This is a genomic window from Pseudoalteromonas sp. SCSIO 43088 (genome assembly GCF_023650795.1).
Classification (GTDB): Bacteria; Pseudomonadota; Gammaproteobacteria; order Enterobacterales; family Alteromonadaceae; genus Pseudoalteromonas; species Pseudoalteromonas shioyasakiensis.
Genome location: NZ_CP072675.1, coordinates 2838381 through 2852981, shown reverse-complemented (window position 1 = coordinate 2852981; position 14601 = coordinate 2838381). Strand labels below are relative to the sequence as shown.

Genomic DNA, 14601 nt, shown 5'->3' with positions numbered 1-14601 from the left:
TATGAAACCAACATTTTTTACCCGAGTGTTAGCGGGTATTTTATCTATCACTATGGCGTGCTTGCCCTTACATGGTGTGGCCGCTGATGTACAGCGCCAATCCGGCCTAAGCGGACAACAAGAAGGTAAGCAATTGCTGCAAAACTGGACGATGCCCGCACTCAATGGCAATACATTGTCGGTGCCGAATGGCAGTGGTAATGAGTCCATTAACTTGCAAGAGCTTTTCCCAGGTATGGATCAGGGCTCATTGGATGTCTTAACAGGCGTTTATGGCTCTGATGCCAGCATGAATCAATTGGGGACGCAGCGCCAAGAGAGCATGGTATCCGAAAGTGGCGCTACGGGTGAGGCATTTCGTTCGCTACAACAAATCAAAGACAGGTCTCGGCCAGATATGGTCAATGATCCCCTTTGGGCATTAACTGATGCGGTTCAAACTGACCCTAATCTATTGACGCAAAGCTTCCCAGGTTGTGAGTCTCAAGGTGAAGGAAGCCCAAACTACCAGCAATGTGACAGACTCAATACAGCGGTTAACAGCTGCACTATTACTCACGATTACACGGCAGGCATTATTGAGCATGTTTCAGGACCAATGAACCTTCGCTCTTGTGGTGAGGGATGTCTTGAAGTTTGGATTGGACGAATTGGCGACAACTACTGGAGTGGCCGTTGTAAAGTGTTTGAACAGGCCATCACACTCAAAGTCGTGAACCCCGATGCGATTACCTCAGCCGTTCTTGAGTACGCCAAATGGGATGACTACATGCAAGTTTGGCTTGGCGATCAGAAAGTCTGGTCTGGGCCGAACAATAACTTTCCACCAGAAACGGCTGGCCGCTGCGAGCTCAGTACCAGTTGGGAGCGCAATCCAAATACCGATCTCACTGCTAAGCTAAAAGCGGTAGAACCAGGTTTAGAAGTGCCGGTAAAAATTCGCGTATCGGTTACTGGTAGTGGTGAGGGGTATGCACGCATCAAGGTGCGCTTTGATCCAACCAAGGTGGTGATGAATGATAGTTGGTCGCCACAATCCTGTATCGAACAAGCAGCGGATATCCCGACGAAGTTTTCAGACTACAGCATTCAATGCACGGATCAGCCGTCTTCAACCAACGGATGTACGGTGGTCAATGGTGTTTCAGTTTGTGAATCCTACTTTGCCCCAAGCCCTGTGGCGGGCATATCGCCTTTGTGTCGGCGTATACAAGTCAGTGTGGATGACGAAAGCTATAAGGGGATTGAAAATCAGGCCTGCCAAGTGCTTGAAGCGAATCCTTCCTGTGGATTCATGTCGTCAGAATGTGCCGAAACCAATGATAAAGGTGAATGCATTCGTTTTACCGATACCTATGACTGTGGATTGCAAACCAGCGATCCAAAGTGTGTGGTATCCAACCTTATGCCAAGTAGTTTTGAGGCCTGTGAGCCTACTCAGACTATTACGCCATTTACTGAAACCAAGCATGTACCGGATTACCAGGTGTGCGAAAAGATCAGCGCGCTTACTCAGTGTCAGTTAGAGCGACGTGTATCCGCCGAAACACATCAACAAAGCTGGTCCATTGAGCGTGGTTGCTTTAGCTCTGAAACGCTCAGTTTTGTTCCACAGCACAGCAGTACTATGCAAACTGGAAACGCGACGCTGAGGATTTTTGATAATCAAAATACTGAGATAAAAATCACCGAGTCGCCGTCCAAGGCAAATGGCTGGAAAACGACACTCTCATTGACGGGCAACAAGGAGACGGTCACAGAGACGAAACCGTCCATTAAATACCCTGAAATGACCTGTCCAAAAGGAACCTTGGTTGGCTCATTGTGCAAGGTCGTTAATGGGTCGATTATTTCGTCGCATGAACCGCAGGAAGTCACTCGTTCCAGATGTGAGTCCGGCTGGAACAAAGTCGATTTCGATACTTGCAGCCGAGAAGTTCAGAAGTGTTTGGCTCCTGCAAAACTGAGCGCTTCATTGACCTTCTCTGGCAAATACTTAGAGCAAGACGTTGTTCATCAATCAAGTGATCTGGGCATAGACCAATGCTTGATGCAAACGGATCAGTTTACTGCGGTGCAGTGGCAGTGTTTGGATACGGGCACAAAACGAATCGACGGGTTAACGGTTGGTAGTGGTGAGTTGGCGAATCTTGGAAGCCTTTATCCGGCGGTTGTTTCGTCTCCTGCTCATTTAACCAGTCGCGGCAGTTCTGATGGACTGGGGCTCTCATGCTGGAGGGCAAGAGCGACCTACAATGCTTCGACTGCTCATCCAGAGTTCAACATGGGCAGCTCAGATAGCTGGGTAGATGCCAATGGTAATACACAAACCATCGTCAATAACGGACAAAACACGACCACCAATACGTGTTCCGCGCTAGAGCAAAACCCGGCCTGCCAGTACGTCAGAACCGAATGCACTGAAGGCGGGGCTGGTCATGAAGGCTTCTGTTATATCCAAAGTTTGGTGTATGACTGCGGACAAAGCGTTGAAGTGCAAAATGCACGAATGGAAACTCAATACAACTGTGAGGGGCCAGTTCGCTGCATGGGCACAGATTGTTTAGAGCCAGAGTCAATCAAGCAGGCTAACTTTGCAGAGGCAGCTGCGATGCTTAATGCGGCGCAGTTTATGACCAATGATATGTCATGCACGGGAGCTGATGGCCAAGATAACGTCGAGTGTACGGTCTTTAAAGGGAATGCTGGCCAGTGCAAAAAAGCCGTTGGCGGCATAGTCGATTGCTGTGAAAAGCCAAGTGGCGTGTCGTTATCGGACTACATCACGATGATAGTGGCGGTTAACAAGCTTGATACGGCAGTCATGGCCATGAATCCGTCTTCGGCAATCTATGGTTCTTGGAATACGCTCAGGGAGCCAATTACGAGCACTTGGAGTGCGGTCAAAGAGCCTTTTGTGTCAGCATGGGACTCTCTCATGGGAGCTGGGCCATCAACGGCTGCTGGCGCGGGAGCGGAGCAAGCTGCGACTGGCTTCATGCAGGTGTTGACCAACAAAACGGCTGAATGGGTAGGTACGACCTTTGGTTCGGGGGCACAATCGGCACTGTTTAGTAACGTTGGTGGCGCGGTTGGAGCCGATGGTGTCGTTTCGGGTGGTAACTTTGCACTGGGAGGCGCAGCGGGCGCAGTTCTGAGTACGGTTATGACGGCCTACATGATTTATTCAGTCACCATGATCCTCATTCAGCTTATCTGGAAATGTGAGCAGAGTGAGTTTGAGATGAACGCCAAGCGGGTATTGAAGAGTTGCCATTACGTGGGCTCTTACTGCAAGTCCAAGTTCTTAGGTGCCTGTGTTGAAAAACGGCAGTCATATTGCTGCTTTACTTCGCCACTTTCACGGATCATTCAAGAACAAGTACGTCCGCAATTAGGCCTTGGCTGGGGCAGTGCGAAGTCACCAAACTGTGAAGGTTTGACCGCGAGTCAGTTAAACCAGGTAGATTGGAGCCAAGTCAATTTGGATGAATGGATAGGTATCTTGTCGATCACGGGCAACCTACCCGAAATACCGTCACTGGATCTGGAACGACTCACAGGCTCAGGAAGTACGCTAAACGTTGATGGGAACCGTCAAAGTGCCGCAGATAGAGCCATTGAACGGCTAAACGGAATGGATGCACAGAAACTGCGTCAGGAGGCGACGGAAGAAATTTCGGGGAATAATTGAGCTCGTCCTTCTAAAATAGCAGCGACAATAATGTTCCATTTTGGTTACTTTAATGCGATTTTACGCTTTAAAGTAACCATTTTTGCACTTTGTGATCACAGATCGAACAATTTCAGCTAACGCGCTTTTGCCCTTTTTTGTGTTAGCTACGGGGCAAAGTTAAGCCATTGATTAAGATTTTGACTCACTCAATCCTATCACTTTGTCATTCGTTCAATGAGCGCTGGTTTTAGATAGTAGATTAAGTACAGCAACACCACATACGATTAATCCAATTCCAATCCACCCCCATGTATCCATTTTCTGTCCATATACAAGCCAAGCAATGCCAGTAACAATGGCCACGCCCAAGCCCGCCCATACAGCATAAGCGATGCCAACTGGTATAGATTTAAGGGATAACGATAGAAAATAGAAAGAAATACCATAACCTAAGCAAACAACGAATGAAGGAATCAACTTTGTAAAACCATCGGTTGATTTCAATGTAGTGGTTGCAATCACTTCACCAAGTATTGCTATTGTCAAGAATAACCAGTGTTTCACAAATATACTCCTAGTAGGTTTAGCTGAGGGCTAAGTATATGGAGTTTATTGATTAAATATCAGTCTTGTTAAAAAACAGAATTTCTGAGCAATGATTGCTTTATCAACGTTTCAATGCGCTCTCGGCTGACTCAAAAATGTCCAAAACTGTTTTACAAAGTTCACAACTGCAATTTAGAAGAGCCCCTTCGAGAGGGGCTGGTTGATGGGAGCCTAGTTGGCTAGTTGGCGGGGTTATCTGTTTCCTCTTCAGTGATATCGTCATCGGTTGAAGGCACCGCTTGCTCAACTTCTGCTTCTTTACCCTTAGCTTGGGCTGATTTTCGTGCTCGAATTTCGATATCAATTATGCGTCGAGCCAGTTTGATGATGCGCTGTTGCCATGCGTAGTTGCCATCAACACGTTGCTTGTTGCTAAGCACGCTAGACAACCAGAGTGTGTCCATTGAGAGCATCAACGCATCGAGTTTGCGAACTAATCCGACAAACTGGCCAACCTGAGGCGAGCTGATTTTGGCGTTGAAGGTAATCGGGTCGGTGTAGTCAGGTACTTCATCGATACCGTTGGACTCCATCAGTTTGTCCAAACGAGCTTGTTCGTTGTCTACCGCTTTAGCGCAATCCTCGATCAATTGGCTAATGATCTGTTCCACTTCATCAATTTCGTTCTCATCGCCAATGATGCGCAGGATGACATCGATTCCGTAAAGCGCACTGACCGTCCGTCTAAAAACACGGTCAACGACACGTTGCGCCTGTAAGCTGTTAATTGTGAATGATTGTTCAAAGATGGGTTTTGAGTAATTGGGTTTTGCTTGGGCCATAAGTTTGCTCCTGATATGACAAAAATCAGTCCCTAGCCTAATCCTCTGTGCGGTAATGGCCTTTCAGCTAGGTGGAAGAATTGAGCATCTTTCTGACTATCCTGTCTGGATAAGACGGTTACACTGACTTTCAAATATTGCTGATCTGTTTCAGTGATATCTGCGCCTGAGAGCATGAGCTCAAAGGAAGCCCGCCGCTGAGTATTCTCAGTGGTACTAAGAGGTAGCTAGCCTCCCTAAACAAATAGCCTGCATGTTTTTACATGCTCAACCATGCGTTCCTTACGGTTCGCCTTTTCACCACCCAACTGGGGGAGTTTTCCCCAGTTGGGGGTGACTCCTTCACAACCAAATTAAGGAGTCACCAATGGAATATATCTTCGGATTTATTATCCAAATCGCAGGCATTATGTTGCTTGCAAAACTGAGCTGGTCGCTTTTGCGATTGCTTGCTCGTCAAAGCGTGCGCCCGTTTCGATTTGTACTTACTCAAATCAAGCGATTGCTCACACCAACACCAAAACGTCGTCCAATGGCAGTGCCTAAAGCTCCTGGTATGCCCCGTTTGACATCTGCGTTTTACAAAGAGCCACATCAGTACGACATGGCTTTACTCGACATACCAACCTATCTGCGCCGTCAGTCATCTTTGCCCAGCCGGGCAGAAACGACTGTGTGCACAGAGTTCAACTAAGACGAGGAGAACATTATGAAAAACCAAGTAACACTCATAGGCTACGTTGGCTCTGAGCCAGAGACACGAGCCTATCCATCAGGTGATTTAGTGACCAGCATTTCACTGGCCACTTCTGAGAAATGGCGCGACCGTCAATCCAATGAGCTCAAAGAGCATACGGAATGGCATCGGGTCGTTTTTCGAGATCGTGGTGGATTTAAGTTAGGGCTAAGAGCAAAAGATTTAATCCAAAAAGGAGCGAAGCTTTTTGTTCAAGGTCCTCAGCGCACGCGCTCATGGGAGAAAGATGGTATTAAGCATCGATTGACCGAAGTGGACGCGGACGAGTTTCTGCTTCTTGATAGTGTGAACAAAACATCTGAGCCATCAGCGGCGGATGATGCGGGCTCCCAAGCTAATTGGGCACAAACTTATCCTGAACCAGATTTTTAACCGAGCAAAAACGCTTAAACCCAGCCGGGAGTACTTTCCCGTCAGGGGCAGACTCCCACTTTGATTGTCGGAGTCCACAATGGAAAAACCAAAGCTAATCCAACGCTTTGCTGAGCGCTTTAGTGTCGATCCAAACAAGTTGTTCGATACCCTAAAAGCAACAGCATTCAAGCAACGTGACGGTAGTGCACCGACCAATGAGCAGATGATGGCGCTCTTGGTGGTTGCAGATCAGTACGGCTTGAACCCTTTCACCAAAGAGATTTTTGCGTTCCCTGATAAACAAGCTGGGATTATTCCAGTGGTAGGTGTCGATGGATGGTCTCGCATCATCAATCAACACGACCAGTTTGATGGCATGGAGTTTAAGACTTCAGAAAACAAAGTCTCACTGGATGGCGCGAAAGAATGCCCTGAATGGATGGAATGCATCATCTACCGGCGCGACCGTTCGCACCCAGTCAAAATCACTGAGTATCTGGATGAAGTCTATCGGCCGCCTTTTGAAGGTAACGGCAAAAATGGCCCTTACCGTGTAGATGGTCCATGGCAGACGCACACTAAGCGAATGCTAAGACATAAATCCATGATCCAGTGTTCCCGCATCGCGTTTGGCTTTGTGGGAATTTTCGATCAAGACGAAGCGGAGCGAATTATCGAAGGCCAAGCTACACATGTTGTTGAGCCATCTGTGATTCCACCCGAGCAAGTTGATGATCGAACCCGAGGGCTTGTTTACAAGCTTATCGAGCGGGCGGAAGCTTCAAACGCTTGGAATAGTGCATTGGAATATGCCAATGAACATTTTCAAGGTGTTGAACTGACGTTTGCGAAACAAGAAATATTTAATGCACAGCAACAAGCAGCCAAAGCGCTCACACAGCCTTTAGCTTCTTAGCGCCACGCATTCATTCTACTAACCCTGGCGGGATTATTCTCCCGTCAGGGGGAAGGTCTCGTCTTTTTTTGGAGATCTTCCATGACTAAATCAGCCTCACTTTTTCGCTTGGTACTGGTTGTTGCCCTTGTCGTAGGTTCGATTCAAGCCGGTAAAGCGGCAATTGATTCGGTTCAAGCAAGTGTTGTTCAGCACCAAACAGCGTTAGCACAAGCTGCAAAGTAACCACTTAACCCTGAAGGGGAGTTCTCTCCTTCGGGGGAGTCTCCCCTCAAAGGAGGCAATATGAAGGTTATCGACCTATCACAACGTACTCCTGCATGGCACCAGTGGCGCATTGCAGGGGTTACGGCATCTGAAGCCCCAATTATTATGGGGCGTTCACCCTACAAAACACCTTGGCGATTATGGGCAGAAAAAACCGGATTCGTATTACCGGAAGACCTGTCTAATAATCCCAATGTGCTTCGCGGTATACGGTTGGAGCCTCAAGCAAGGCGAGCATTTGAGAATGCGCATAATGACTTTCTTCTGCCGTTATGTGCAGAAGCCGATCATAACGCAATCTTTCGAGCCAGCTTTGATGGCGTCAACGATGCGGGCGAACCCGTTGAACTGAAATGTCCTTGCCAGTCAGTTTTTGAGGATGTGCAAGCTCACAGAGAACAAAGTGAGGCGTACCAGTTGTATTGGGTGCAAGTTCAGCATCAAATACTGGTCGCCAATAGCACGCGTGGTTGGTTGGTTTTCTATTTTGAGGACCAACTGATTGAGTTTGAAATACAACGAGACGCGGCGTTCTTAACTGAGTTGCAAGAAACAGCGCTTCAGTTTTGGGAGTTAGTACAGACCAAAAAAGAACCGTCAAAATGCCCAGAGCAAGATTGTTTTGTTCCCAAGGGTGAAGCTCAATACCGCTGGACATCGTTGTCTCGCCAGTATTGCTCAGCACATGCCGAAGTGGTCCGACTGGAAAATTACATCAAATCTTTGAAAGAAGAAATGCGAGACGCTCAGTCGAAATTGGTCGCTATGATGGGTAACTACGCTCATGCCGATTATGCTGGGGTCAAACTCAGCCGCTACATGATGGCGGGTACGGTGGACTATAAGCAATTGGCCACCGATAAGTTAGGCGAGCTGGATGAACAGGTTTTAGCCGCTTACCGAAAAGCGCCACAAGAGCGGTTGCGCATTAGCACCAATAAGCCAGAGCAGCCCGTTGAAACACCAATCAAAATCAGTCTTGAGCAAGATAACTTGGTTCTGCCAGGTGACTCGCCGAGCTCATTTTACTTTTAACGTTCACTTGGAGCCGATTTCGGCTCCTTTCTCATGCGCTTACATCGAGTGCATCAGAAAGCAGTTTCACTCGTAGCCAATGCTGGGTACGAATGATAGAGCGAGCTGAACTCTTACATACACAGCCATACCACAATCAACACACCACCCGACGGGGACTTCATTCCCTGTTGGGGCATGGGGCCTCGTTAAAACTAATGAGGTTTACCATGACAGAACAATCCCCATTTTTGGTTCAAGTGAATCAAGCGTTTAATGTCCCGGCTCCTGATGCTTTCGTTCTGGAAGGATATGGTGCCGACACTACCCATCCAAACATTCCCGTTCGCAAGGACGAGTATGTTTTTAGAAAAGAAGACTTACGTGACGTATTGGCGTTCTTGTCTCACCCAGACGGTGACGGTTTGTATATTACAGGCCCCACGGGATGCGGTAAGACCTCGCTAATTTGCCAAGTTGCTTCTCGATTGAATTGGCCTGTTCAGCAAATTACTGCGCACGGTCGATTGGAGTTGTCCGATCTTATCGGTCACCACACACTGGTTAATGGCAACATGACCTTTGTGTATGGGCCGCTGGCACTGGCTGTCAAGCATGGCCATTTGCTGATCATTAATGAAATGGATCTTGCTGAGCCTGCTGAACTGGCTGGGCTCAATGACATTTTGGAAGGTGCCCCGTTGGTCATCGCACAAAATGGCGGTGAGATCATCATGCCACATGCCAAGTTTCGTTTTATCGCTACCGGCAACAGTGCGGGCAGCGGTGACCAAACGGGCTTGTATCAAGGTGTGCTCCAACAGAATTTGGCTTTTCTTGATCGCTTTAGAATCATCGAAGCGACCTATGCAGAGCCTTCTGTAGAGGAAGCCATTCTGGAGAACGTTGCGCCGGGCTTGCCAGAAGTCTTTCGCCAGAAAATGGTGAAAGTGGCTGGTGACATTCGTCGTCTCTTTATTGGGGGCGCGGATGGCGGTGCTGAGCTTAGTATCACCATGTCCACTAGGACCTTGGTGCGCTGGGCAAAGTTAACACTTGCTTTCAAAGGTGCTCCTAACGCAGTGGAGTATGCACTGGTTCGGTCTTTGACGGCTCGTGCTGAGTTGGAGCAACGTGAAGCTATTCACCGTATTGCCGCTGATGTCTTCGGTGACCACTGGGAGGATTGATGATGGAAAAGTGCTTTGCTCTTTACCGTTACAGTCATTCTGATGGGACAGCCAAAGAATGGGCCATTTACGTTGGATCAGACACCCAGGAGATTGAAGTTCGGTTTGGAAAAGCTGGTCAAATGTCGCAGCAGCGATTGATTGACTCGACTGATCCTAACGCTGAAGCAGACCGACGAATCAATGAGAAAATCAACAAGGGTTATCGATTTGTTGGACAAGTCGGCATTGATCATCAAGGGCGGCCATTTGAACTCTCAAATGCGCTAGATAGCGTCGCGTGCGCCAATAACGTCAGTTGGGAGTTTCGTACTCGCAAGGACGTCAATGGCCAAATCTCGCTGGCTCAAAAAGCGTTGTTCGATATGGCAAAGCTGCTTGAAGCCTATGGCTTGGCTGTTATTGATGATAACCAGGTCAGGATTGGAAAATGGTCATTAGGGTTTTGCAAAAGCGGATTACCTAGTACCAATCAAATCAGCATGGTGTCAGGTGAAGGCGCTGGCATTGTTAACACTGATGATGGCCCGTGGCCATTGTTGCTGTTACTGGCCTTTAAGCGTCAATTACCACCATTGTGTTCGCTCACAGTAGCGAGTCCTGAAGGGATAGAAGTATCCGACCAACTGAAGTTGGAAAAAGATGTATTGCGGTTGCTAGGCAGTGATTTAGAGCGGGTTCGCCCGATTGCTGAAGCACTGGACTTAATGCCTGCGAAAATCGATCTCAACCAATCGTCGCCTGATTCGCAAAATTACTATTTCTGATAGTGGTATTGCCATTAGCGCGTCAACTACTACCACCCAAACGGGGGCCATTGCTCCTGTTTGGAGTGGTGCGTCCCCATCTCGCATGAGGATGCACTATGAGTATTCAAACCCTCGACAAACTTTTGATTTGTCACATCGACTGTTCCATCTGGAGCGGTAGAAAAAAACTAAGGCCTGAAGATTTCAGATTAGCCAATGGCAGCCAACTTCCACCGAAGGATGTTGCCAGCTTAGGGAGTAAAAAAATTTGCGACCCAGAGGCATTGGCGAACTTTGAACGGCTTAAAAAAGAAGCGCAGCGCTTGTGTGAGCAAGTCGGTGTGCGGTTTTTAGGTGGCTATGCCGTCCCTGAAGACCGAATTGATCAGATTGTTCCAGAGCTTGACCGGATCGGTCAGGAGTTTGCGCAGTGTAAGCAGTTGTTCTTGGACAACTATGATCAGGTGACGTTTGACTGGGTTGCGAAACACCCGGAATTTGCAGATGCAATCCGGCGTGCGCTGTCACCCATCGAAGACGTGGAACAACGGCTTCAGTTCGATTATGCCATCTATCGAATGCAACCGGCTGAACAAGCTGGAGGCTTAGATGACAAGGTCAATGGTATGGGACACACCCTCTTTAGGGAGGTGGCTCGTGATGCCAATGAACTGTTTGAGCGTTCCGTTGCAGGCAAGAATCAAATCAGTCAGCGAGCCCTTAATCCGCTCAAGCGATTAAGAGACAAGTTGGATGGTTTGTCCTTCCTGGATCATCGAGTTCAGCCGATGGTTGAAGCGATGGACAATTTATTTGTTCGTCTGCCGAAGACCGGCCCTGTGACAGACAATCTCTATCACGAACTGATGGCGACCATTTTAATTTTGTCTGATCCAGACAAGATGAGAATGCACGGTGAAGGTCAATTGGATATCAGACAACTGATGCCCAAACCTGAACCTAAACCCGCACAGCCAGTATCTGCTCAGGCAGATAACTTACGTGCAATACCACAACCAACCGTCAGACCAAACCTTGGTTCGACTGTACCAAACTCATTTTATTTCTAACGTCCTTGAGGGCATGTTGCCCTTAAGGGCGCATGTCCTCTGAACTATGTAAGAGGAAATTATGCAATCAACCATCCATAACCCCAGCCAACTGAACCAGTTTGAACCGCATTTTCGTGGTGTGACTGATGCGGTTGAAAGTGAATCGATACCAGAAGTGGCGTGTTGTCGAACGTTAGTACAACGGTCGTACTCAACACATAGTGTCGTGATCCCCAAGAACCCTGTTTTGATCGCAGATGCGGACGCACAAGGAGTTTGGGTAACGGCCATGGTATTTGTTCCAAACATGGCATTGCAGCAAACCGCTTTTGAGCGGGCCTGGCTGCAATATCAGCACGAGGTGTCTACTCAGTTACAAGACCAGTACGGTCTGACATTGGATGACATCCTGAGTTTAGACCAGCTTAAAACGTCATTTGAGCAGCACGAGAGTCCAGCTCAATTGGTGGCTTGGTTAGGTCAAAAATATGACCTGGATAAGCTAAAAGCACAGGTTTAAACACTTACATTCCCAGCGGGGAAACGCTCCCGCTGAGGGAGTATTCCCCCTAATGATTAGGAGACTCCCATGAATCATCCATTAAAAAACGCACTGCCAATCGTTGCCGCCGCTTATGGCGAAAAGTTTGGTGTGAAGGTGCTTATTCAAGGACAAGATGCGTTTACCGATGGTGAGCGGATTGTGATCCCAACAGCAAACCCAGACGACCCACACTATCAACAGATAGCTTGGGGTTATCTGGCTCATGAAGCGGCGCATATTCGGCATACCAATTTTGACATGGTGAAGAAGGCGTCGTCTAAGCCGATCCGTAAGGCACTTCTCAATATTATTGAGGATGTGCGCATTGAAAACGAATTGGCAAAGGATTACCCCGGAACCCGGCGCAGTATTTCGCAAGTGATTGAGTACATGGTGGACACACAGCAAATGTGTGTACCTGAACAGCCTGAGCCTGCATCTAACTTGCAAGCCTGGTTGTTGTTTCGCTTGAGATGCCATTTTCTGGGCCAGAAAGCACTGACGCCTTTGTATCAAGCTGTTGATGAAAGGGTGAGACAACTCTTTCCTGCCGCAGCGATGAGCCGGTTAAGCGCCATGCTGACAGCAGTGCCTAGCCTGGCATCTACAGGTGAAGTGCTGAAACTTGTCGATGCCATCGTTGCCATGTTGGAAGAAGAATCTCGTCCACCACAGGATGAGTCGGATGCTGATAACGGTGATGACATTGGACAAGATGCGAGTAATGACAGCAATAGCAGTAGTGACAGTCAAACCCCGGAAACAGGTTCGTCTGCAACGGGGGATGCTGCTGAAACGGGAGATTCTGATAACTCTGATCAAGCTGACAATTTGCGACAAGCCTTAGAGGCCAGTGCCGCTCAGTTTGAATCCGATACCTTTGCACAAGTGGCAGAAGTGTTGTCGGAACAAGCTGAAGGACATCAGGGTGTCACTCCACTCAGTTTGCCCCAAGCAGAGCAGGCTATGTTGGGTGATGAGGCCATCTTGACCTTATCGGCGTCTGAGTCCGCTCAAATTCGAGCCCGACTTAGGGGCATGGTTCAGTCCAGTCAGGACAATCGGAATCATGCCAAAAGGCACGGTCTTCGAGTTGCAACCCATCGTCTTGCCGCTTCACAAGCCGGTGAGTCGAGATTGTTTATTCAAAGGCAACCTCGCATTGCGCCTAATGCTGCTGTGCACTTGCTGGTCGATATATCGGGTTCAATGGGTAAACCCATTGGCGAAGGTAATCGAAAGTACTTTCATGTTGCCAATGAAGCCGCTTTGGCTTTGGCCATGGCACTGGAAGGCATACCGGGTGTTGTACCTGCGGTCAGTTATTTTCCTGGTATTCATCAGGAAGTTTCTATCGCGTTATTGCCCAAGCAATCGGTTCGACATCGGGCCGCCTGTTTTGACCAAAAAACACGAGGTTGTACGCCTATGGCACAAGCGATGTGGTTTGCGGCAAACAGTTTGTTAGCGCAAAAACAGAAGCGAAAGCTAATGATAGTGCTAACCGATGGTGACCCAGATGATTGGGCTGCCACGCATGACATTGTTGACCGGTGCAGACGCAGTGGCTTTGAGCTGCTGGGGATCGGGATTCAAACACGCAGTGTTGAGAAATTCTTTCCTCAAAGCATCGTGATTAACGACGTCAAAGATCTGAAGCGTGAGTTATTCGAAGTAACACAACAACTGTTAATTCAGTAACCACATCAACTTTACCACCCTGCGGGGACGATTCCGTCCCCTTCAGGGCATGGGTTCGTCTCCGCTTTTTTTTTGGGGAGACTCCTATGAAAAACAAAAAGTTCTTAGCTGGCGAAGAAGCCGGTACTTATATCGTTCCTGAGCAAGTGACTGAAGCGGATATCTTAGATATGGCGCTCAAGCTTGCCCGTGGTCGATTGAGTAAAGGTCGAAAAATTGAACAGCCATCGTCGGCGTTCTCATACCTGCAAACACTGATGCACGAGTATGAGCACGAAGTCTTTGGCGTGCTGTTTCTTGATACAAAGCATCGTGTCATTCGATTTGAAGAGCTGTTCAAAGGCACTTTAGATGCGGCGAGCGTGTATCCAAGGGAAGTAACAAAACGAGCGCTAGAACTTAATGCGGCAGCAGTGATACTGGTTCATAACCATCCATCGGGTGATCCTGAACCCAGTGAAGCTGATAAACGCATCACTCATCGACTCCGTGACGCCTTGTCACTTGTTGATATTCGAACGCTTGACCATGTCGTGGTCGCATACGAGGGCTGCGTTTCGCTTGCCGAACGCGGTTATCTTTAATGAATGGGGGCATTGCCCATTCACCTTCATCACAAAAGCAGTCCCATCAACACACGTTATCACAGCTCGAATTTCTATTTGAGTTTGATGATGCCCCAGTCACTTGGTCTGACACGGAAATCTGGCAGTTACGCGAAGGCATTCTATTGGATGCGATCCGTGTATTGCTGGACGGTCGTGTCAGTACTCGGTTGCGCAAGGATGTGTTGTCGTGGATTCAAAATGACGAAATTGCGCCATTTTGCTTTCGTGTTTGCGCGATGGCTGCGGTTGTCGATCCTGATGTGCTTCGTGAGTCCATCATGTGGCTATTAAGACGACATGGTATCCAGCTTGACTAACGCTCCTGTATTAACCGAACGGCTAATGCAGGACCCAAGCTGACTTTTACCACCTGTGGTAGGAGTCG

Annotated in this window: 15 protein-coding genes; 13 read left to right on the top strand and 2 right to left on the bottom strand. The window is 48.2% G+C overall.

Translation table 11 applies throughout. From position 1 onward, the window contains the following. The first annotated feature begins 1 nt into the window (after position 1). Positions 2–3694, top strand: a complete 3693-nt coding sequence (gene traN, locus J8Z28_RS13180; protein ID WP_250659597.1) for a conjugal transfer protein TraN — start codon at positions 2–4, stop codon at positions 3692–3694. A gap of 213 nt (positions 3695–3907) precedes the next feature. Here traN and J8Z28_RS13175 read toward each other — a convergent pair whose 3' ends face one another. Beyond that, positions 3908–4240, bottom strand: a complete 333-nt coding sequence (locus tag J8Z28_RS13175; protein WP_008305497.1) for a DMT family transporter — start codon at positions 4238–4240, stop codon at positions 3908–3910. Between the two features lie 221 nt (positions 4241–4461). Then, entirely contained in the window at positions 4462–5064 is a 603-nt protein-coding gene (locus J8Z28_RS13170) for a hypothetical protein (RefSeq protein WP_008305494.1), read from the bottom strand. A 367-nt stretch (positions 5065–5431) separates the two neighbouring features. Here J8Z28_RS13170 and J8Z28_RS13165 point away from each other — a divergent pair, with 367 nt between their 5' ends. The 12 genes from J8Z28_RS13165 to J8Z28_RS13110 all read left to right on the top strand — a co-directional run bounded on the left by J8Z28_RS13165 (position 5432) and on the right by J8Z28_RS13110 (position 14533). Beyond that, complete coding sequence (locus J8Z28_RS13165) at positions 5432–5758, top strand: hypothetical protein (protein WP_008305491.1); 327 nt, start codon at positions 5432–5434, stop codon at positions 5756–5758. A gap of 15 nt (positions 5759–5773) precedes the next feature. Beyond that, positions 5774–6193 (top strand): single-stranded DNA-binding protein, encoded by a 420-nt coding sequence (locus tag J8Z28_RS13160; RefSeq protein WP_072155941.1) that lies wholly within the window; start codon positions 5774–5776, stop codon positions 6191–6193. A 79-nt stretch (positions 6194–6272) separates the two neighbouring features. Then, a complete protein-coding gene (gene bet / locus J8Z28_RS13155) occupies positions 6273–7091 on the top strand; it encodes a phage recombination protein Bet (RefSeq protein ID WP_000414662.1) in 819 nt (272 codons plus the stop codon). A gap of 81 nt (positions 7092–7172) precedes the next feature. Then, positions 7173–7316 (top strand): hypothetical protein, encoded by a 144-nt coding sequence (locus tag J8Z28_RS13150; protein WP_000167275.1) that lies wholly within the window; start codon positions 7173–7175, stop codon positions 7314–7316. 60 nt (positions 7317–7376) lie between these two features. Further along, positions 7377–8393 (top strand): YqaJ viral recombinase family nuclease, encoded by a 1017-nt coding sequence (locus J8Z28_RS13145; RefSeq protein ID WP_149150974.1) that lies wholly within the window; start codon positions 7377–7379, stop codon positions 8391–8393. Positions 8394–8602: 209 nt separating this feature from the next. Beyond that, a complete protein-coding gene (locus tag J8Z28_RS13140; protein WP_067206276.1) occupies positions 8603–9562 on the top strand; it encodes an AAA family ATPase in 960 nt (319 codons plus the stop codon). 2 nt (positions 9563–9564) lie between these two features. Beyond that, positions 9565–10329, top strand: coding sequence for a hypothetical protein (locus J8Z28_RS13135; protein WP_447018000.1), 765 nt, complete (start codon positions 9565–9567; stop codon positions 10327–10329). Between the two features lie 98 nt (positions 10330–10427). Then, the gene (locus J8Z28_RS13130; protein ID WP_000027441.1) at positions 10428–11381 is read left to right on the top strand and encodes a DUF3150 domain-containing protein; all 954 of its coding nucleotides are present in this window, start codon (positions 10428–10430) and stop codon (positions 11379–11381) included. A gap of 61 nt (positions 11382–11442) precedes the next feature. Continuing rightward, positions 11443–11883 carry a hypothetical protein gene (locus tag J8Z28_RS13125; protein WP_250659596.1) on the top strand — a complete coding sequence of 147 codons (441 nt, stop codon included), beginning with the start codon at positions 11443–11445 and terminating at the stop codon, positions 11881–11883. A gap of 69 nt (positions 11884–11952) precedes the next feature. Continuing rightward, positions 11953–13608 carry a VWA domain-containing protein gene (locus tag J8Z28_RS13120; protein ID WP_218529104.1) on the top strand — a complete coding sequence of 552 codons (1656 nt, stop codon included), beginning with the start codon at positions 11953–11955 and terminating at the stop codon, positions 13606–13608. 86 nt (positions 13609–13694) lie between these two features. Beyond that, positions 13695–14192 carry a RadC family protein gene (radC, locus tag J8Z28_RS13115; RefSeq protein WP_049195485.1) on the top strand — a complete coding sequence of 166 codons (498 nt, stop codon included), beginning with the start codon at positions 13695–13697 and terminating at the stop codon, positions 14190–14192. Beyond that, complete coding sequence (locus J8Z28_RS13110; RefSeq protein WP_102887291.1) at positions 14192–14533, top strand: plasmid-related protein; 342 nt, start codon at positions 14192–14194, stop codon at positions 14531–14533. The genes radC and J8Z28_RS13110 overlap by 1 nt, the downstream gene beginning before the upstream one ends. Positions 14534–14601: the final 68 nt, after the last annotated feature.

What these genes read in the sequence shown, in the direction of transcription:
- traN (WP_250659597.1), top strand. Translation starts at nt 2, where the DNA reads ATGAAACCAACATTTTTTACCCGAGTGTTAGCGGGTATTTTATCTATC.
- J8Z28_RS13170 (WP_008305494.1), bottom strand. Translation starts at nt 5,064, where the DNA reads ATGGCCCAAGCAAAACCCAATTACTCAAAACCCATCTTTGAACAATCA.
- J8Z28_RS13165 (WP_008305491.1), top strand. Translation starts at nt 5,432, where the DNA reads ATGGAATATATCTTCGGATTTATTATCCAAATCGCAGGCATTATGTTG.
- J8Z28_RS13160 (WP_072155941.1), top strand. Translation starts at nt 5,774, where the DNA reads ATGAAAAACCAAGTAACACTCATAGGCTACGTTGGCTCTGAGCCAGAG.
- bet (WP_000414662.1), top strand. Translation starts at nt 6,273, where the DNA reads ATGGAAAAACCAAAGCTAATCCAACGCTTTGCTGAGCGCTTTAGTGTC.
- J8Z28_RS13150 (WP_000167275.1), top strand. Translation starts at nt 7,173, where the DNA reads ATGACTAAATCAGCCTCACTTTTTCGCTTGGTACTGGTTGTTGCCCTT.
- J8Z28_RS13145 (WP_149150974.1), top strand. Translation starts at nt 7,377, where the DNA reads ATGAAGGTTATCGACCTATCACAACGTACTCCTGCATGGCACCAGTGG.
- J8Z28_RS13140 (WP_067206276.1), top strand. Translation starts at nt 8,603, where the DNA reads ATGACAGAACAATCCCCATTTTTGGTTCAAGTGAATCAAGCGTTTAAT.
- J8Z28_RS13135 (WP_447018000.1), top strand. Translation starts at nt 9,565, where the DNA reads ATGGAAAAGTGCTTTGCTCTTTACCGTTACAGTCATTCTGATGGGACA.
- J8Z28_RS13130 (WP_000027441.1), top strand. Translation starts at nt 10,428, where the DNA reads ATGAGTATTCAAACCCTCGACAAACTTTTGATTTGTCACATCGACTGT.
- J8Z28_RS13125 (WP_250659596.1), top strand. Translation starts at nt 11,443, where the DNA reads ATGCAATCAACCATCCATAACCCCAGCCAACTGAACCAGTTTGAACCG.
- J8Z28_RS13120 (WP_218529104.1), top strand. Translation starts at nt 11,953, where the DNA reads ATGAATCATCCATTAAAAAACGCACTGCCAATCGTTGCCGCCGCTTAT.
- radC (WP_049195485.1), top strand. Translation starts at nt 13,695, where the DNA reads ATGAAAAACAAAAAGTTCTTAGCTGGCGAAGAAGCCGGTACTTATATC.
- J8Z28_RS13110 (WP_102887291.1), top strand. Translation starts at nt 14,192, where the DNA reads ATGAATGGGGGCATTGCCCATTCACCTTCATCACAAAAGCAGTCCCAT.